Raw genomic sequence first — 17883 nt, forward strand, 5'->3', positions numbered from 1 at the left:
AAAGATAATTTTCACCACCAATGGATAAATTCTATCTAAAAAAAGTATTTCCAGAAGCGGAAAAAATCTTTGAATTTCAATTCAAGGAATTCGATCAGATTAAAGATCAGTGTATCTATGTTTTTGATACCAACGTCTTGTTTGTTCCATTCCTAATTAGTAAGCAAGGTCTTAAGGATTACAAAAAGATTTTTAAAACTCTAAAGACAAAAAAGAGACTGTTCATCCCTTCACGAGTTGCTAGAGAATTTGCAAAAAACAGAGGCGAGAACATTAAATCAATATTCAGGAAACTTCATGAAGCAAGAGATAGAACTAATAAAGGTGGTTTTGATTTAAGCAGCCTCCCAATTTTTGATGAAGATGAGAGTTATAAGAGAATCAAACAGATCGAAAAAGAAGTGTCGATCCTCAAGGATGAGTACCGGGCCAAAATTGATGAATTAGCTGATCATATCAAGGCTTGGAATTGGAATGATCCAGTGAGCACTTTTTATCGTGAACTCTGGAACAAAGATATGATTATAGAGGTCAAAAAAGATGAAGCAGAACTGATTAAGGATTTAGAGTTTAGACAAAACTATCAGATTGCTCCAGGATACAAAGATTCAAAGAAAACTGACAATGGAATTGGTGATCTTATCATTTGGCAAACAATTCTGGAAATTGCTAAAGACAAGCAAAAAAATGTCGTATTCGTAACGAATGAAGAAAAAAGCGATTGGTTCTATTCTGAATTTAATACTACACTTTATCCGAAATTTGAGTTATTTGATAAATTTAGAAGATATACTGGAGGCCATTCTGTGAGTATTGTAAGTTTTGAGAAATTTCTAGTCTCTCAGAACGCTAGTGAAGAAACAGTAAAAGAAATTAAAGAACTTCGAGCTGAAAGTGGATTCTATATTATTGACCGTGAGAAATTCATCTATGAGCTCCAAAGAAGTTTGAAAGTAGCTAAGGAAAAAGATGGCTTTGTCAGTTCCAGATTTTTTGTTGAAACTCTACTTGCTGACAAATTCTTTGATATTGGCAGTAGCTGGGAACTCTGTAACCGTTTAACTGAAGAAGGAATTATTGAACAATATTCACACGAAGACCCAACTGGACTATATCCACCTGTAAGAGCAATTCGTTTTAGAACAGCTGAATCAGCCAAACAAAAGGAAAATGAAGCTGAAGAATAAAATTGAATACCTACAGAGCCAACACCACCGCTCACATCTTCGGATCAAAAGACTAGATGCTTCATGCCTCAGCCTGTCCGCAGAAGGCGGGCATGACACTGTCGCTAAAGCACTATCTATAATCGGAGTGTCATTCTGAACAGAGTGAAGAATCTAAGCCTCCACTCCTTCCGGCTCTACCCATTTACCATGTTCTTTGATCAAGTCTATTAGTTCGTCCAGTGCACGCTCGGATGGTACGCTTCGTTTCACCACTTCCTGACCCTTGTAGAGCGTGATCTTTCCCTTACCAGACCCAACATATCCAAAGTCCGCATCGGCCATCTCTCCAGGACCATTTACAATGCATCCCATGATCCCGATCTTCACACCTTTCAGGTGGTCAGTTCGTTTGCGAATCATCGCAGTGGTCTCCTGCAAATCAAAGAGCGTTCGTCCGCAAGATGGACAGGAGATATATTCCGTTTTAGTGATACGTGTACGAGCGGCCTGCAGGATTCCGAAAGCTGTATTGTTGTACAATCGTAAGGTGTCAACCGAAGGTTTAAAGTTCGGAGATAGCATAATCCCATCTCCAATTCCATCCACATACAAAGTGCCGGCATCCGTGGAAGCATAGATCATCAATTCGTCTTCGGTCAGCTCAGGGTAGACCTGTTTCAATACGACCGGAACCTGAATATTTCGGTTCATCAGCTCCACCACGAACCTTCGGATGCTTGCTGTGGCATGAGACTGCTCAGAATACAGTATAAGCACGGTATTAGTTGTTTTTTCTAGTAAACCAAAGATTGTTTGGTCGTAGTTATCGGCGTTAACTTCTATAAAGTTTAACTTCTCATGAAATGATTCAACCTTTTGTAAATCAGTGATTAAAGGGAATTTATTTCTTTGATCACTGCACGATTGCCAACCCTCGTAATCCATGACCTCTTTCAGGCCATTCGGCAACATGAAATCTATCGGATTTGAACCGGAATAAATGTAATCTGCACCCAGGTCATTCATCCCCCACTTGTCCAACTCCGGCAAATACGAGTGCCCGATTGCTTTCAAATCTTTGGGTTTTACCTCCTCAACTTTAGAGAAGTCCGCAATGACTCTTGGCACATTTTCATGTCCAAAGTTCAGTACTTCTTCGGTTGATCTTCGATGGTATTCAAACGGATGTATACTGTAATTTTCGATTGATTCGATTTTCGATTGATTCGATTTTTTTGACAATCGGTCTACCATGATCTGTGCAACAGGTGCTTCCACTTCCGGCTCTTCCGTGAGGGAAACTCTTACTGTATCTCCCAACCCATCTTCCAGCAAGGTTCCTATCCCAACTGCTGATTTAATTCGGCCATCTTCCGCCTCTCCTGCTTCGGTCACCCCAAGGTGTAATGGGTATGGCTCCAGTCCTTCTTCGTCGAGCTTATTTACCAGCAAACGATATGCTTGTACCATCACCTGTGGGTTGCTACTTTTCATGGAGATCACCAGATCTTTGTAGTCCATCAACTCACAGATGCGGATAAACTCCAACGCTGACTCCACCATCCCTAGTGGAGTATCTCCATAGCGACTCATGATCCGGTCTGAGAGTGAACCATGGTTGGTTCCGATTCGCATGGCAGTTCCATGCTTCTTGCAGATTTCAACCAGGGGAGAGAATTTATCTTCTATCCTTCTGATCTCATCAGCGTACGTCTGATCCGTATATTCAATCTGCTCAAATTTTTTTTTGTCGGCATAGTTGCCCGGGTTCACCCGCACCTTCTCTACAATCGTAGCTGCAAGCTCCGCAGCATTTGGGGTGAAGTGGATATCTGCAACCAATGGGACATTGCATCCTCGTTTGCGCAGCTCATTCTTGATGTTCTCCAGGTTTTGTGCCTCTTTAATGCTGGGAGCAGTAATTCGCACATACTCACAACCTGCCTCTACCATGCGAAGCGTTTGTTCCACTGACCCCATCGTGTCCATCGTGTCAATGGTGGTCATTGACTGCACCCGGATCGGGTTATTCCCTCCGAGTGGTATGTCACCAATGAACACTTCCCGTGTTTTTCGTCGGGAATATTCTGTGAGGCTATTGCAATAACTAATCATTCTTTGATTTTTAATAATCATGATCAGACCTATTATCTATCAATCCAACAATGTAAATCACATTATCAATTAGGGTATAGATTATAGAAGTCTCCTTACTTAATACAGATTTTCTTAATGCTGGCATTTTCGGCGAAGCTATATGCATTTCGGGAAATCGACTCAGCAGCTTCAACCTATTTGAAAGACTGGATTTAAATCTATTCAAAACTATTTCTGACCAGTTGTCTTTCAGGTAATTTTCAATTTTTTCTAAGTCTTCAACAGCTTCAGGTGACCATCGAATTTTATAATCCATGCTTTTTTGCCACCTCTTCGTGAGACATTGATTTTCCTTCTATTATGCTTTTATACCCTTTTTGAATTCGCTTTTGTTGACTTTCTGACAGTCCATCCCACCAATCAGAAGTTTCACTTTTTCTTAACTGATCCAATAGTAATAGAACATCATCATCTGCCTGAAGTACCCACTCAGCTATCTCCTGTCTTTTTGTGTCCTTAATCATACCATTAAGTTATTAAATATCTCCTAATTGAGGTCTGAGAACCACATCTTCAATCACACTACGTTCACTCAACCGATAACTCGTATAGATGGTTTCGGCGATATCTTCCGGTTTCATAAAACGTTCATCCGGAATATCCACTCCATCCCAGCTCGGTGTTCTCACCGCTCCCGCTAAAATGGATGTCACACGTACACCAAACTCTTTTAACTCCTCCCTGATCGCTTGTGAGAAACCATAAAGTGCAAACTTGGATATAGAATACGATCCCCCATTTGGATAGGCTTTCAAGCTTGCAACTGAACAAAGGTTAAAAATATGTCCGCTTTTATTTTGCTTCATGGCCGGCACAATCGCACGCGTAAGATGGTACGCACTATACAAATTTGTGTCGATCATTTGCTCCAAGGCCCCATCAGCTTCTTCCAGTACTGGTCCTGGATTAAACACGCCCGTGTTATTAACCAGGATTTCTACCGGCTTAGCGATCATCTGCACAAACTCAACAAAGTCTTTAACACCTTCCTTTTTCGAAAGGTCAGCTTTAAAAGTATGTATGAGTGTTTTATGCTTTTCACTAATCTCACCTCGTAATGCGTCCAGATCACTCTCATTTCTTGAACAGGTTGCAACCGGCCACCCTTCTGACGCAAATCGATCGACCAAAGCTTTACCAATCCCCTTTGTTCCCCCTGTTATTACCACCAATCTCTCTGAATTATGCATGATTCTTTTTTGATTATTCCTTAAGGTGTTATGTTTGACAAAGCTAACAATCTTAGCGTTCGCAACTTCATGAAGAGTTTAGGGAAATTCATCATCTTTATAGGCCAGTTGTTCGTCAGGAGAGAATCCTTTAAGACGTATGCTGTCAGGACTGTAGACGAAAGCATAAAGGTTGGATACAACTCTGTATTCATTGTTGTAATTGTTTCTGCATTCATGGGAGCTGTTACCACTGTACAAACAGCATATAACCTCATTTCTCCATTAATTGCTGATCCGATCATTGCGCTGGTGGTTCGTGATATGACGCTTCTGGAACTAGCTCCTACCATTACAGCAATTGTTTATGCGGGAAAGGTAGGATCAAACATTGCAGGAGAGCTCGGTACCATGAAAATAACGGAGCAAGTAGATGCACTAGAGGTGATGGGGATTAATGCTACCTCTTACCTGGTTTTGCCTAAAATCATTGGTTCTGTTCTCATGTTTCCGATTTTGGTTATTCTGGCAGGGTTTGTCTCCATATATGGGGGATATCTAACAGCCCTGGTAACCGGAGTGATTTCAGGAACTGATTATATACTTGGTATCCAAATGACATTTATTCCTTTTGCAGTCACATTCGCTCTGATAAAAGCAGTAGTTTTTGGATTCCTTGTAGCGGCAATCAGTTCATACAAAGGATACTTTACTACAGGTGGTGCACTTGAGGTTGGTCAGTCGAGTACGAATGCAGTAACCAGCAGTTGCATCGCTATTCTTGCCGCAGATTATCTTCTTGCGTATTTACTAGCACCACTACTCACTCCATGATTACGGTAAATAACATATCAAAATCATTTGACGATAAGCAGGTGCTCTTCAATATCAACCTGGAGTTTGAACCTGGCAAATCGAATATGATTATAGGTGCAAGCGGAACAGGAAAAAGTGTCCTTTTAAAATGCATCGTCGGGCTTATTAAACCGGACGAAGGGACCGTAGAGTTTAATGGCCGAAGTTTTGCAAACGCAAGTAAAGAACTACAGACAGAAGTGCGACGTGAAATGGGCATGCTTTTTCAGGGAGGTGCACTTTTTGACAGCTTAACTGTGGAACAAAATGTGATGTTCCCGCTGAATGTACTCACAAAGCAATCCGAAGAAGAAAAGCTGGAAAGGGTGAACTTCTGCCTTGAAAGAGTTGGCTTAGAGAATGTAAATCGTAAAATGCCTTCCGAGATTTCTGGTGGTATGAAAAAACGTGTTGGTATTGCTCGTGCTATTGTAACCAAACCCAACTACCTTTTTTGCGATGAACCTAACTCAGGACTCGATCCTCAAACATCGATTAAAATTGATAACCTGATTCAAGATATCACACAAGAATATGGAATTACAACTGTGGTAGTTTCTCACGATATGAATTCAGTACTTGAGATGGGCGATATTGTGAATTTCATGCATGAAGGGAAAATCCTCTGGACTGGACCGAGTAGTGAAATTGGAGATTCTGATGTACAAGAACTCAACGATTTTGTCTTCGCCGGTCGGCTAATGAAAATGGTGAAGGGGGTATAAGACATTAAAATTCTTTTCCTCATTGTAACAATAATGTAAGGCTCTACGCTTTATTAATATCGGTAAGGTTACATTTAATCTACCTATATTTCTATTTTTGTACTACTATGAGGCTAAATCTATCACTCACCACAGCCCTCATACTTTCTGGAATATTGGCATTTGGCCAATGTAATTTGCTAAGCACTGATATCAGCAAAGATTTCAGTGCCAGCGGTGTATGCGCTCCTGTTGATGTTAATACGTTTCGGGTTGTCTATACGTTTAATGTTGCCCAAAATCCGTCTGACATACAAATCGAGTTTAGATGGAATGACCCTGGCAATACCATTGAGACACTGAGCACAACCACAGCCAATTCAATCAATGTTTCTGGAGGAAATCGAATCTATGAGGCATTTGCTACCCCCTTTATGTACCCCGATTCTGGCGATGAGTGCTTTTACGAAGCACAGGCGTTCATAATCGTTGCTGGAGATGTATGTGAAACGTCAGAAGAAAATCAGTTGATCCCTTCCTGGAACATAGATACTGAGAATGGCGGAGAAATAGCATTTGATCCCGGACAGTATGACATTTGTGAGAATACACCATTGACCAATGTGGTGTTTGATGATGCCTCTACTTTCAACTGTAACATCATCGATAACCCTGACAACCCAAACCAAATATCCAGGTGGACTCAATTTGTTTATGGCACGGATGGTGCTCCTGCGGTTGGAAGAATAAGAGACTTAACCGTCAATGATGGCGGAACTGTGGTAGTAACGGATAATGCTGGAAACCTAAGCTCGCCACAAACCCGTGGTACGGGTGCTGTGACTGTTACAGCTGGTCATTTTGGCCCAGTTGAGGAAGTCCCATTTCCAGCCAATGGACCCATTCATTCAACCTTTCCAATATCTGCTCCTGCAAACCCTGCGAATGTCATTGGGACAACTTTTGAGGTTACCCTATACAATTGGAACACCTGTAATCCCTTTAATGGTGACCAAACCGATCCAAACTATGAGGATGCAGTATCCGAAACGGTACTAATAGAAGTCATCCCACCTCCCGAACCGGATTACATCGCTCGACAAGGAGGTCCCGGAGGAGCTACACCAGCTGAATTTTGCATCAATTCTGACATATATTTTGATAATGAAACCCCTGGAGGATCATATACTTTTCAGTGGGAGTTTTATAATGGACCATCAGATACTGACCCGTTGTTAGGAACGTCCAATGCAACAAATCCCACTTTTTCATTTGGCTCAGGTGGTCAAAAGCTGGTCAGACTTATTGCAACCAATCCCAATGCGGATGGGGTTTGTGATGTGATCTATGATGACCTGGTGACCCTCTCTCCTGCTGCTGTTGCTGATTTCGCCTTTTATGATGCAGGTTTTACTACTACCATCAATCCGGATTTTTGTCAGACAGGAAGTGATGTATTTACAGTAGGATTCAGGGATAACACCGTCGACCAGGCGAATACTGAATTCAGGTATGAATTTTTTGACGAAGGAAATAACCTGATAGGAACAGAACCTGCAGATGGCTCTTATTTACCTGATCCGGTACCTGATTTTACCAGAACCTTTTCGACAGAGGAATACACAATCGTGCGATTGGAGGCTCGTAACACCTCCACCCTTTGTGGGAGTTTCAGTGAGGATACGGTCTTTGTTTATGGGGTGCCTCAACCTGAGTTCACTTCCAATGAAGTTTGTGCAGGCAACCGATCCTCCTTTTCTGGAATAGCTGATCCCTCAAGTCTTACTGTGCAAGTAAACAATGATGTCGTCAATTTATACGAATGGGATTTTAGCTATGATGGCTCCTTCAATGTCGAATTATCCCGAACAGATAGCACGCAGTTTGATTGGTATCTGGATGGAACCGATATCGCTAACGGAGTTGAGCCAGGGACTTCTGTTGCAGGGACATACACCGTGGCACTTCGTATGACTACTGAAAAAGGTAATTGCTCTACGGTTGTCACCGGGGACGTAGTTGTTCATCCAAATCCTGACGCTCAGGTTTCTCATGATGCCTCAAGTGATATATGTCCAGGTGAGGAAATTACGTTCACCAATGGCTCCAACAATCCATCCATTCCTACCAGCTATACCATTGAGATAACACATTCCCCTTCGGGTTTCCTCCTTTCTTCCAGTCTTGTCTCACCAGATACTACGCTCACTTTTGATAACCCGGATGATACTACAAGAACCTTCCAGGTACAGTTGATTGCTGAATCAGATGAAGGATGTATTACTTCGAGTAATTATGAACCATTTCGTGTATCGCCAGACGAAGATGCCGGATTCACAGATCCGTCATACGATTTTTTCAACACCAACTGCTCTCCTTGGAACAGTACCATGGTTGTTGATCAGGAAACACAGGATCTATTCGCTGATTCGTATCGATGGACATTGCTTGATGATACTGGCATCATGAGTGGTTATCCGGTGATCAAAAATAGCAGTGAAGCCAACTTTAATCAACTTGATTATCAGATCATTAATACTTCTTCTGCCATTATGAATTACCGAATGGTGCTGGAGGCTGAAAAATCAGGCGTTTGCATAACCAATGATACGTTCAATATCCAGATTAGCCCACAGCCTGATGCCTCCTTTGTAGTGAATCGATCAGAAGATTGTGATGAAGTGAACTTAATACTAGAAGCCTCTCAAAAAGGATTATCCAACTATGATTGGTCTTTTAACCCGGCCCCTGACATTACTACCGGTACTGGAGATGAAATAATGGTAACCTATTTCAGAGAAGTAAATTCAGGCAATGACTTTAATGCTGAAATCACATTGACAACAACTAACCTCGCTTCATGCAATAGTGATCCTGTTACAGAAATAGAGTTGATAGAAAAGCAACCTCCGGCAACCACTGCTGATTTTACCCTTTCAACAAACGACCTGCAGCTACCCGATAATACGGTAACCATCACAAACAACAGCTCAACAGGAGCTGGCTATAGTTATCAATGGGATTTTGGTGATGGAACTTCATTTTCAGGTTATGATCCGGGAACTCATGAATACAATCAATATGGCTCCTATGATATCATTTTGTATGTTTCTAATAGCGGCTGTACTGTACAAACCTCACAAACACTTACCGTTCACCCGGCAGATCCAATTGTAGATTTTGAAGCAGATATACTAGAGGGATGTGCACCACTTACTGTACAATTCACTAACCTCTCACAGTATACTGAACCAGGGGAATACGTATGGGAATTTGGTGATGGAAATATCTCCAGATCCGATAACCCAACACATACCTACTTTGAAAGCGGATCATTCACTGTAAGACTGAGGGGGCAAAATGAAGTGGGGACAGTTGCTGAAACTGTCAAAGATGATTACATCCAGGTTTACGCCCAGCCATTTGCTGACTTTCTTGTTTCAGCCCGTGTTGTTTACATTCCTGACCAGGAAGCTGTATTTAAGAATCTGAGTGAGAATGCCACTTCGTTTCAATGGAGTTTTGGTGATGGCACCACATCAACGGAATCAGAACCCAGACATGCTTATTCTGAAGAAGGATTTTATGACATTACCCTAATAGCTACTAACGAATTTGGTTGTTCAGACACCCTTTATAGAGCTGCTGAAGTTCAAGCCATTGCAGGTGGACAAATCAAAACCCCAAATGCATTTACCCCCAGCTTAAATGGCCCATCTGGCGGATACATTGGCTCTGAAGGTGGCGATCCTTCCCAGATTAATGACATCTTCTTACCACGAATTGAAGGTGTCGAGCGATTTAGAATGCTTATTTACAATAAGTGGGGAGAGTTAATTTTCGAAAGCAATTCTAAGGATATCGGATGGGACGGATACTATCAAGGCAAACTTGCTCCATCAGGTGTATATGTGTACAAGCTTGAAATCCGCTATTCGGATGGAAGTGATTTTACAACAGTTGGAGACGTGACATTGATTAGATGATGAAAGTAAAGCTATATATCGCCATTCTACTGACTTCATTCTGCATAGCAGCACAAGATGCTCAATACTCACAATTTTATTCAAATCCGCTTTACTTAAATCCGGCGTTTGCAGGTACATCGCCGAACACCCGAGCTGTATTTGTTCATCGGATTCAATGGCCCAATCTTCCACAAGCATTCTCCAATTCAACAGCCTCAATCGACTATAATGCCACCAATCTAAACAGCGGTTTTGGCTTGATAATTAGCTCAGACAGTGAGGGTTCCGGAGGTTTGAGAAATACAACCGGGTCATTTGTGTATAGCTATGAAGCCAATATGAACAATAAATTCATTTTGCGCCCGGCTCTTAAGTTTGGCTACACGGTCAGAAACATAGATCGTAGCAAGCTAGTACTTGGTGATCAGGTGGATTTCGGCGTGGATGGAACTCCCTCGCAGGATCCTCAGGTTAACTCTATCAGGTTAAGAAATCATTGGGATATCGGTGCTGGATTTTTGATTTATTCAAAAAAGAGTTGGTTTGGAATGAGCGTAGATCATCTGACTAAACCCAACAGATCAATGATTGAAGGCAAGGACATTCTTCCTTTCAGGTATTCCTTCCACATCGGTAGCCGTTATCCATTAAAAAGACTTGTAAGTACCGGAACAGTAGCCCCATCCATTGCACCAAGCATCCTTTATCGGAAGCAGGGAGAATTTCAACAATTAGATGCAGGAGCTTCTGTCCACCTACAACCCATCATTATCGGGTTATACTATCGGGGAATGCCTTTCATCAAGAATGACTATGATCGGGTAAATCATGATGCAGTGATCATTGTAGCCGGTGTAGAATACAATAACCTGGAGTTTGGTTATAGCTTCGATCTGAATATGACCAAAATAGATCCTGTTACCGGAGGTGGCGCGCATGAGTTTTCATTGATCTATTATTTCAGTATGGCTGGGAACCCACATAAGACCCGAAATAATCAGAAAAAACTGCAATGCCCGGCGTTTGTAAAAAAGTTGAACAATTAAAAAAAGGCGGTCACCTGCACACTACCCGTGTGAATCGCTTCTACATTTTCAGACTTTCTTCCGTTATACAGTAAGGAGACCTGCATGCCTTTGGAAAGTCGTTGCTGCCAGTTGATCTGCCAGGTTTGATTGGTGCCTGGTTGCAAAGCATCTAACAATAAATAGCCAAGATAGGATGATGGATCACCAGTGAAATCAATCTTTACAACGGAAAAGATTCCTCTCAATGACCCTTTCCCCGCTTGATTCCACGTCAACTCAGTCATGTAAACCTGCGAGGTTGCTGATTCATTGCTGGACTCTGAGAATTCATTCATTTTTACCTTTCGCTCATAGCTACCGATGAGTCTAAGCACATTGGTTGGCTGCCAGATCAGCTGAGGCCGATAGGAATTGGACATGATTTCAAAGTTTCTGGAATCCAAAAAATCGGATTGATTCAATGTTCTTCCTACTGTCGAGGTGATTCGAAGCGTGTATTCAGCAGATAAATCCACTTTCGTATTAAATAACCATTCATCTTTCTCCCGCGTTTCAAAACCCTGAACCAACAACTGCTTTGTGTCTGATGTCTGACGGGTGAAGTCACCAGCAAAACCTCTCCCATTCCGATTGTAAAACAGTGTATAACGCTTGCTATCTTTGGCAGAAATCATATCCGGATTTTCAAGATCAAGGCCGAATGGATTCAATCGATCTGAATAATTCGCTGATGTGGTTTTGAAATTTACATTCAGGTTGATATTAGCTGAAAGCTTAGCTGCCTGCTTCATTATTCCTCCTGAGTTTCTCCACTGAGAAGGAGCTTTCAAATCAATGGTGTGTAAATAGAATGTTTGAAAAGAGGTGATGTAGTCATCCGTTGGTGTGAAAATTTTCACATAGCTTCTTTCGTCCGGGTTGATAGCCTCAAAAAACTCATTCAAATCCTGCACTCCGTCCCCGTTCGAGTCCCTCCAGGTGTGGGTCCCCTCTCCCGTGGAAACGGGTAGATAGATAAACGCTCTCCTCAGCTCTCGGCTGTTTCCGGTGGAGAAAGAAAAATTGGAGCGAATATTCCTCTTTAGGAACGATTGAATCCAATTGATTCGTCCATTGATAACTTCGCTTTGCCCAAGGTGCAGCTCTAAATCGTCTTCCACTCTGCGGTAATTAAAATCAGCCCCAATGCTGCCATGCTCACCATTACGCTGGTAAGAAGCTCGGAAGTTTCTCGAAAACAGGTAATCACGCATTTCACCTTCAACTGGCAGCCGATCCTGTCTCAGCTGATAACCAAACCGATAGGTAGCCTTTGCTGTATCGGTACTGGAAACATAAAACTCATGCGCATTGAAATTCATCAATGTGCTCACCACACTGTCCTGTCTTGATATCTCATTTTCGTCTGCTTCGAACACATACCCGGGCGCCCAGCTCCATTTTCTATAACTCAAATCAGACTTTGATCTAAGCCAGCTTGTGGATTGGTCCAGCTGCTCATTTTGAAGTAGAAAATGTGACGAAACCAATTTAAAATCTCCAACCTCCTGATTAAAATCAGCCGCTTGTTGCCAACCATCAATAAAGCCGGAACGTTTCCGTCTGTTCACAGAAAACTCCAGCCGATTTGCTTCATTTTTCTTCAGCCCCCCTTTCAAAAAAACCATCAAATCATCTGATGTTTCGGAACCTGGCGTATAGTTCCAATCACGATCAAACAGAATCGGACGATACCGATCAATGAACGTAAAATCCTGTTCATCATACTCCATAGATGCTGATCCAACCCATTGATAGCCTGAAAGAAAGGACTGTCTGCCCTGAGTTGAAAGCGATGTGAAGTATCCCTTACTGATATTGTCATTATCCTGAAGGTTGGAATATCGGTTTTGATCTGTATTGGAAAAAGCTATCTCCGTTTTCAAAGTTTCATGATCCGATAAGCTCACCTCTCCGCCTATAGTAAACATTTGTCGACTATTTGGGAGTGGAATAAAAGCCCCAGGTTCATAGTTGCCTTGAGAGACACCTCCCTGCGGAGAAACCCACTCATACACCCTCCCATTGGCAGTTGTTTGACTTAAAACATAATCACCATTCCCAAAACCGACATCCGAAAATGTTGGGCTAAAATGTGTCTCCCCTTCATCAGTCGAGTGCTCAAAAATGGTTTGAGTTACTCCATCCTGATCGATAGTATCCTTCTTAATATAAAGAACCCTATTTTCTGAAAATTGCACTGAGTCAAATCCTGTAATAAATGCCTGATCCACACTATCACCGATGGCTCGAAGCTGGCTCAAATCATTCTCATCCACATTAAACCCCAAAGTAGCATTTGGATTATCTTGTTCTCGATAGTAATTGGTGTAAAGCTTTACCTTCTCATTCGAAACAGCTTGATATGCAGAAATATTTGACCGGCTGTAGAATTGCTCCGCATACTCAAAATCCACCCTGATAATCGTAAATTGTGTAATGACGATGTGATTATTGAATGTGATTTCTCCCAAGTTGTAATCAATCACATAATCCCTGTCAAACCCGCGTTCCATCAGTTTTCCATCGATGAAGACTTTCTCTGAGTTTGCCATTACAATGATAAAACGTTCACCATTTGGCCCTCTCAGCTTATAAGGCCCGGATAGACCATCCACTGGTGTCAATAGTGCAGAGTTGAACTTTCCCTTTGAAAGCGCTCCTGAAACCCTGGATTCATGCGTCCATTCTCCGGTTGATCCTTTGTAGCTGGCCTGCAATCCCTGTACGTTTTTATAATACTTAAGAAAGTATCCGTCATCGGGCTGCTGAATGACAATATCGCCAACCGTAACATCAAACTTATCATTATAGAGCTTGATAAAGACATTATCAAAATCCCTGATTTGCTGTGTGTTCCCTTCCGGTTGATAAGGCACGTTTTGATCTGTGATAACAGCTGAGATGTTTAGGTTTTCGTCAAGCTTTCCATCCATTTGGAGGTTGAGTGAAGAGTTTACAAAAAGACTCTGTCTATTTCCAAAGGATACCCCTCGAGAAATGACTCCATACTTTTGAACCCCACCAAAATCAAACAGCTCTTCCTTTTGCACATTAGGTGCAGGTGTAAGCTGGATCGTAGGATTGCCTGAATCATCATAGTCAGCGAGGCTTCTGTTTTGCAATGACTGGGTAAGAAGGCCGGAGAGCACTCTGTAGCAGAGTTCAACACTTTGCTGATTACTCGTGACTGTAATTATCTGAGTTGAGTCATTCCATTCGTATGCCACACCTACCTGAATCGACCCTGGCTCAATCAAAATAGAATCCAATTTAACCTGTTGATTAGTCGGGATTGTTTTGCACCTTAAGTTTTGGGCTTGTATTGCTAAGCCTGTAAGAAATAGTAGGCTAGCTATCAGCCAGTGGCATGGAAATAAAGAAAGTAGTGCCTTCTCCGTGCTTAGATTCAAACCATATGTTTCCTCCCGCATTTTCAATTCCTTTTTTCGCCAGGGCCAAACCTATTCCACTTCCTTTTGATTTAGTACTAAAATAATTAAGGAAAATCTTATCCTTCAATTCATCCGGCACACCCTTTCCATTATCACTTACGGCCAATAAGCCCTTATCCGCTTTCGTTTCCAGCTTTATAGCTATCTCAGCCGGTTTCTCTTCTACCGCCTGAATGGCATTAAGCACGATATTGTTGAGAATTCTTCTAAAAATATCCTTGTCCGCTTCAATCTGTATTTCAGGTTCTATTTCTATGGTGGTTTCGACATCTTCTGCACTGTACAACTCCACAACCTCTTTCACCAACGTTCCCCAGTCAAAAACCTGATTGTCCGGGGCTGGCATCTCCGCAAAAGCTGAAAATGATTCGGCAATCTGACTTAAAGTATCCACCTGTGTTAATAAAGACGACAGTCGCTCATGCTCTTCTGAACCCTCTTTATGTTTTCTCAACATCTGCTGAATTTTAAGCTGCATGGGTGTCAGCGGGTTCTTAATCTCATGTGCTACCTGCTTGGCTATCTCCTTCCATGCCGTTTCCTTCTGACTTTTAGCTAAAGCCAATTTGCTATCTTCCAGTTTCACAAGCATTTGGTTATAATCCTTGACCAGTGAACCAATTTCATCCGAAGATTCATACTCTATCGGCTTATTTACTTCCTGAAGTGTAACCCTTCTGATCTTAGCTGCTACCATCCTCAAAGGATGAAGTAGGTTATTCAATACAGCATTTCCAAAGACAATGGCAATAATGAAAATGACACCAAAAATGGTAATCAGATTACCAAAAACCTCTATTTGCTGTCTTCTCAAATGATTCTTGGAATCGAAAAACGGCATAGCGATAAATCCAGCCACCTGATTGTCAATTGTATTTACCACCGCATAGCAAACCTTGTAATCAAGACTTCCAACCGATTCTTCCGCAATAATGCTTTGATTCTCTTTCGCCACCAATTCTTCAAAAACCATCGGATTGATCAGATTTCCCTGAAGGTTCAGGTTAAATATCTCAGGCTGTGAAGTAGCCACCAGATATCCCGATTCATTATAAAAACTCAAGTCTGATTGAATATAGCTGCTGATTTCTGCAAGACGGGAAGCACCATTTTCATTATTTACTTCCTCGATCTGATTCGAAAGAATTTCTGAGATATACAGTGCCTGCTTAATGTAACTTCGGTTAATCTCTTCTCTGTAAGAGGTATTGAGGGTATTTAGCAAGGCAAACCCCGTAATCAGTAGTGGGATTACAAAGGCCATACCCAGGTACAACTGAATTTTACTGGTGAAATTCAGCTTAAAACCATGTTCGATGATGGAGCTGAGAATACTGAATACCCCGAATGAAAACAGGAGCAGGAGAAAGAAAAAGGAAAAATTGGTTAGTCGATCCCTTGCTTCATATTTATCTGAAATAATCAGAATAGTACGGCCATCATTTGTTTTTACACCGTAGTAGTGTCGTTCATTTTTTTCTATCCCTTTTCTATACAGCTGCTCCTTTTCAAAGTCTTCTTCCTGAGGCCACTCTCCTTGCCCAAACTTGCTCCGATGAAACAAGATATCATCTCCGGCAAATACCGCATAATCAAAATCATTGGTAACAGAGAAATACTTATTGTCTGTAAGAAGTGCCGGATATACACTGGAAGGTACCCTTTTTTTAATTTGAAGTATGATTAAACCGACCAACTCACCCACATTCACCTTGCAGATGTATTTATAATTAGCTCCATCATCTATGAAATAGATGTTGTCATAATCAGATTGATTTTCAGGCGTAAGCAAACTAAACTCCCGGGTGAATCGTGTGTTAAGTTTCAGTTGTTGGTAATCCTGAAACACAATATCAAGATCATACTTATTAAAGTATGGAGTCAAAAATTCACTTCTTATTTGATCTTCAAGCACCTTTCTACTACGTTCACTTGCTATGAGTGCAAGATTTTCATCTTCTGACAATTTCTTGATTGTTTGATCCAAGTAGTACTCTCCCAATACATCCCTTTTAAGCAAAAGGTAATTGGCAAATTTCTTTTTGGAGTCAAGCACTGCTCCTTCTTCATACTTATATATACAAAAGGCTAATACCGCTGATGTGCCAAGCCCCACGATCAAAATGAACAGCAAGTTGGAGTATGTGAATTCTTTAAACGATCGACCCCATTGATATCGAATGGAAATCAGGAGTATTGAAATATGTACTACGCTGAACGTTATTGATAGTAAATCAAGCACACCCATCATTGAAGCAGCAATCAATGCTCCAGCAGTAGCCTGAATGATATAACCACTCCTTCTTACAAGATTTAAAGTGAGGTAGGTAAAATAGAAATAAGATGTGCTTGCCAACAATATGCAGGCGTATGCAACTGATCGGAGTAGATCAAACTGAATGGATTGTCCTACGTCTAATGAGAGTTGTGAGTGACTGATTATGGTCCATGCAACATGTAGAACAAAACCAGTTAAAATGGTATTTATGGCACTTAGTATTCCAACCCATAAACGGGACTTCCTTAAGTTTTTAAGGTATTTGGCAGTAGCCAGAATAATCAAATTCAACAACAAGCAATTGACCAGCAAATCTCCCAAAGTAGGATTGACAACTGAAGATGTATACATCACCGGATTGAATAGTTCGAATCTGAAAATCAGTTGAAAAGCATCAAATTCCAGTGATAAATACCGTAGCAAAACAAGCAATGCATTTGCCTTCCAAAAAGATTGAATGTGCCGCTGACTGTGTCTCCAATATTCAATCAACAATACCACTAGTATTATCATAGTGACCAGGGTATCTATCAACCGACTTGGCATACCGGCAACCCTATAATAGATCAGGTCATGATAACTGTAGCTTCCTGGCTGTATTCCTAGCTCTTTGATTCCAGTATCTAATAAATCACTAAGTCCCTCATCTAAATACTGATTTGAGATTGAGTACCTCTCCAGAAGTTGATGGCAGGAAATATAGGAGCAGTTACTTTCAGAAATTTGTTGCACAAGAAATATTCCGAGCTTATTCTCAACAACCTGGATGGTATCCTCGGATAAACCTGTCACAAATGGGCGGTTGTCGCTCCACGCTTCAAGACGGCCTCTGCAAACGGTGCGCTTTCGAAACAAATCACTTGATTCGTCGCTATTTTTCCAAGCTTGAAGATCCTGATATTGAAGTGAAACAATCTCATCTAAGCTCTTGTGGGCTTTTCGATGAGAAATGGCTTCCCAGTCCACCCACAGGTGGTTGATCAAAAGTGCTACCAGACATGCAGCTAATAATGCAAACGAAAGCTTCTGATTCACAGACTTGAAGTTACAATATTCAAGCC

The 17883-nt window shown here is 41.5% G+C and carries 11 protein-coding genes; 5 read left to right on the forward strand and 6 right to left on the reverse strand.

Annotation, left to right across the window (positions count from 1 at the left end; translation table 11 throughout):
- The first annotated feature begins 20 nt into the window (after positions 1-20).
- A complete protein-coding gene (locus CHB71_RS05885; protein WP_089355970.1) occupies positions 21-1187 on the forward strand; it encodes a PIN domain-containing protein in 1167 nt (388 codons plus the stop codon).
- Positions 1188-1340: 153 nt separating this feature from the next.
- Here the strand turns inward: CHB71_RS05885 and ispG are convergent, their stop codons facing one another.
- From ispG to CHB71_RS05905, 4 genes are read right to left on the reverse strand one after another with little or no spacing between them, the layout of a single operon-like run.
- Positions 1341-3284, reverse strand: a complete 1944-nt coding sequence (ispG, locus tag CHB71_RS05890) for a (E)-4-hydroxy-3-methylbut-2-enyl-diphosphate synthase (RefSeq protein ID WP_089356339.1) — start codon at positions 3282-3284, stop codon at positions 1341-1343.
- Between the two features lie 10 nt (positions 3285-3294).
- Positions 3295-3582, reverse strand: a complete 288-nt coding sequence (locus tag CHB71_RS05895) for a type II toxin-antitoxin system RelE/ParE family toxin (protein WP_089355971.1) — start codon at positions 3580-3582, stop codon at positions 3295-3297.
- On the reverse strand, positions 3572-3790 hold the full coding sequence (locus tag CHB71_RS05900; RefSeq protein WP_089355972.1) for a hypothetical protein: 219 nt from the start codon (positions 3788-3790) through the stop codon (positions 3572-3574). Before CHB71_RS05900 ends, CHB71_RS05895 begins: the two co-directional genes overlap by 11 nt.
- 12 nt (positions 3791-3802) lie before the next feature.
- Positions 3803-4516: an SDR family oxidoreductase gene (locus CHB71_RS05905; protein WP_089355973.1), complete on the reverse strand. Its 714-nt coding sequence runs from the start codon at positions 4514-4516 to the stop codon at positions 3803-3805.
- A gap of 69 nt (positions 4517-4585) precedes the next feature.
- On the opposite strand from CHB71_RS05905, the gene CHB71_RS05910 reads away from it, so the two are divergent.
- The 4 genes from CHB71_RS05910 to CHB71_RS05925 all read left to right on the forward strand — a co-directional run bounded on the left by CHB71_RS05910 (position 4586) and on the right by CHB71_RS05925 (position 11068).
- Positions 4586-5329 carry an MlaE family ABC transporter permease gene (locus CHB71_RS05910; protein WP_089356340.1) on the forward strand — a complete coding sequence of 248 codons (744 nt, stop codon included), beginning with the start codon at positions 4586-4588 and terminating at the stop codon, positions 5327-5329.
- A complete protein-coding gene (locus CHB71_RS05915; protein ID WP_089355974.1) occupies positions 5326-6075 on the forward strand; it encodes an ABC transporter ATP-binding protein in 750 nt (249 codons plus the stop codon). The genes CHB71_RS05910 and CHB71_RS05915 overlap by 4 nt, the downstream gene beginning before the upstream one ends.
- A 107-nt stretch (positions 6076-6182) precedes the next feature.
- Entirely contained in the window at positions 6183-10040 is a 3858-nt protein-coding gene (locus CHB71_RS05920; RefSeq protein ID WP_089355975.1) for a PKD domain-containing protein, read from the forward strand.
- Positions 10037-11068: a PorP/SprF family type IX secretion system membrane protein gene (locus tag CHB71_RS05925; protein ID WP_089355976.1), complete on the forward strand. Its 1032-nt coding sequence runs from the start codon at positions 10037-10039 to the stop codon at positions 11066-11068. The genes CHB71_RS05920 and CHB71_RS05925 overlap by 4 nt, the downstream gene beginning before the upstream one ends.
- Here CHB71_RS05925 and CHB71_RS05930 read toward each other — a convergent pair.
- Together CHB71_RS05930 and CHB71_RS05935 are read right to left on the reverse strand one after the other, a co-directional pair.
- On the reverse strand, positions 11065-14523 hold the full coding sequence (locus CHB71_RS05930) for a hypothetical protein (protein ID WP_179213323.1): 3459 nt from the start codon (positions 14521-14523) through the stop codon (positions 11065-11067). The genes CHB71_RS05925 and CHB71_RS05930 overlap by 4 nt on opposite strands.
- Positions 14441-17857, reverse strand: coding sequence for a sensor histidine kinase (locus tag CHB71_RS05935; protein ID WP_089355978.1), 3417 nt, complete (start codon positions 17855-17857; stop codon positions 14441-14443). Before CHB71_RS05935 ends, CHB71_RS05930 begins: the two co-directional genes overlap by 83 nt.
- Between the last annotated feature and the right edge of the window lie 26 nt (positions 17858-17883).

The sequence above is a fragment of the Ekhidna lutea genome (genome assembly GCF_900188325.1).
Taxonomy (GTDB): domain Bacteria; phylum Bacteroidota; class Bacteroidia; order Cytophagales; family Cyclobacteriaceae; genus Ekhidna; species Ekhidna lutea.

Coding starts and splice junctions, on each gene's coding strand:
- ispG (WP_089356339.1), bottom strand. CDS start 3,284: ATGATTAGTTATTGCAATAGCCTCACAGAATATTCCCGACGAAAAACA.
- CHB71_RS05920 (WP_089355975.1), top strand. CDS start 6,183: ATGAGGCTAAATCTATCACTCACCACAGCCCTCATACTTTCTGGAATA.
- CHB71_RS05925 (WP_089355976.1), top strand. CDS start 10,037: ATGATGAAAGTAAAGCTATATATCGCCATTCTACTGACTTCATTCTGC.
- CHB71_RS05885 (WP_089355970.1), top strand. CDS start 21: ATGGATAAATTCTATCTAAAAAAAGTATTTCCAGAAGCGGAAAAAATC.
- CHB71_RS05915 (WP_089355974.1), top strand. CDS start 5,326: ATGATTACGGTAAATAACATATCAAAATCATTTGACGATAAGCAGGTG.
- CHB71_RS05895 (WP_089355971.1), bottom strand. CDS start 3,582: ATGGATTATAAAATTCGATGGTCACCTGAAGCTGTTGAAGACTTAGAA.
- CHB71_RS05930 (WP_179213323.1), bottom strand. CDS start 14,523: ATGCGGGAGGAAACATATGGTTTGAATCTAAGCACGGAGAAGGCACTA.
- CHB71_RS05900 (WP_089355972.1), bottom strand. CDS start 3,790: ATGATTAAGGACACAAAAAGACAGGAGATAGCTGAGTGGGTACTTCAG.
- CHB71_RS05905 (WP_089355973.1), bottom strand. CDS start 4,516: ATGCATAATTCAGAGAGATTGGTGGTAATAACAGGGGGAACAAAGGGG.
- CHB71_RS05910 (WP_089356340.1), top strand. CDS start 4,586: ATGAAGAGTTTAGGGAAATTCATCATCTTTATAGGCCAGTTGTTCGTC.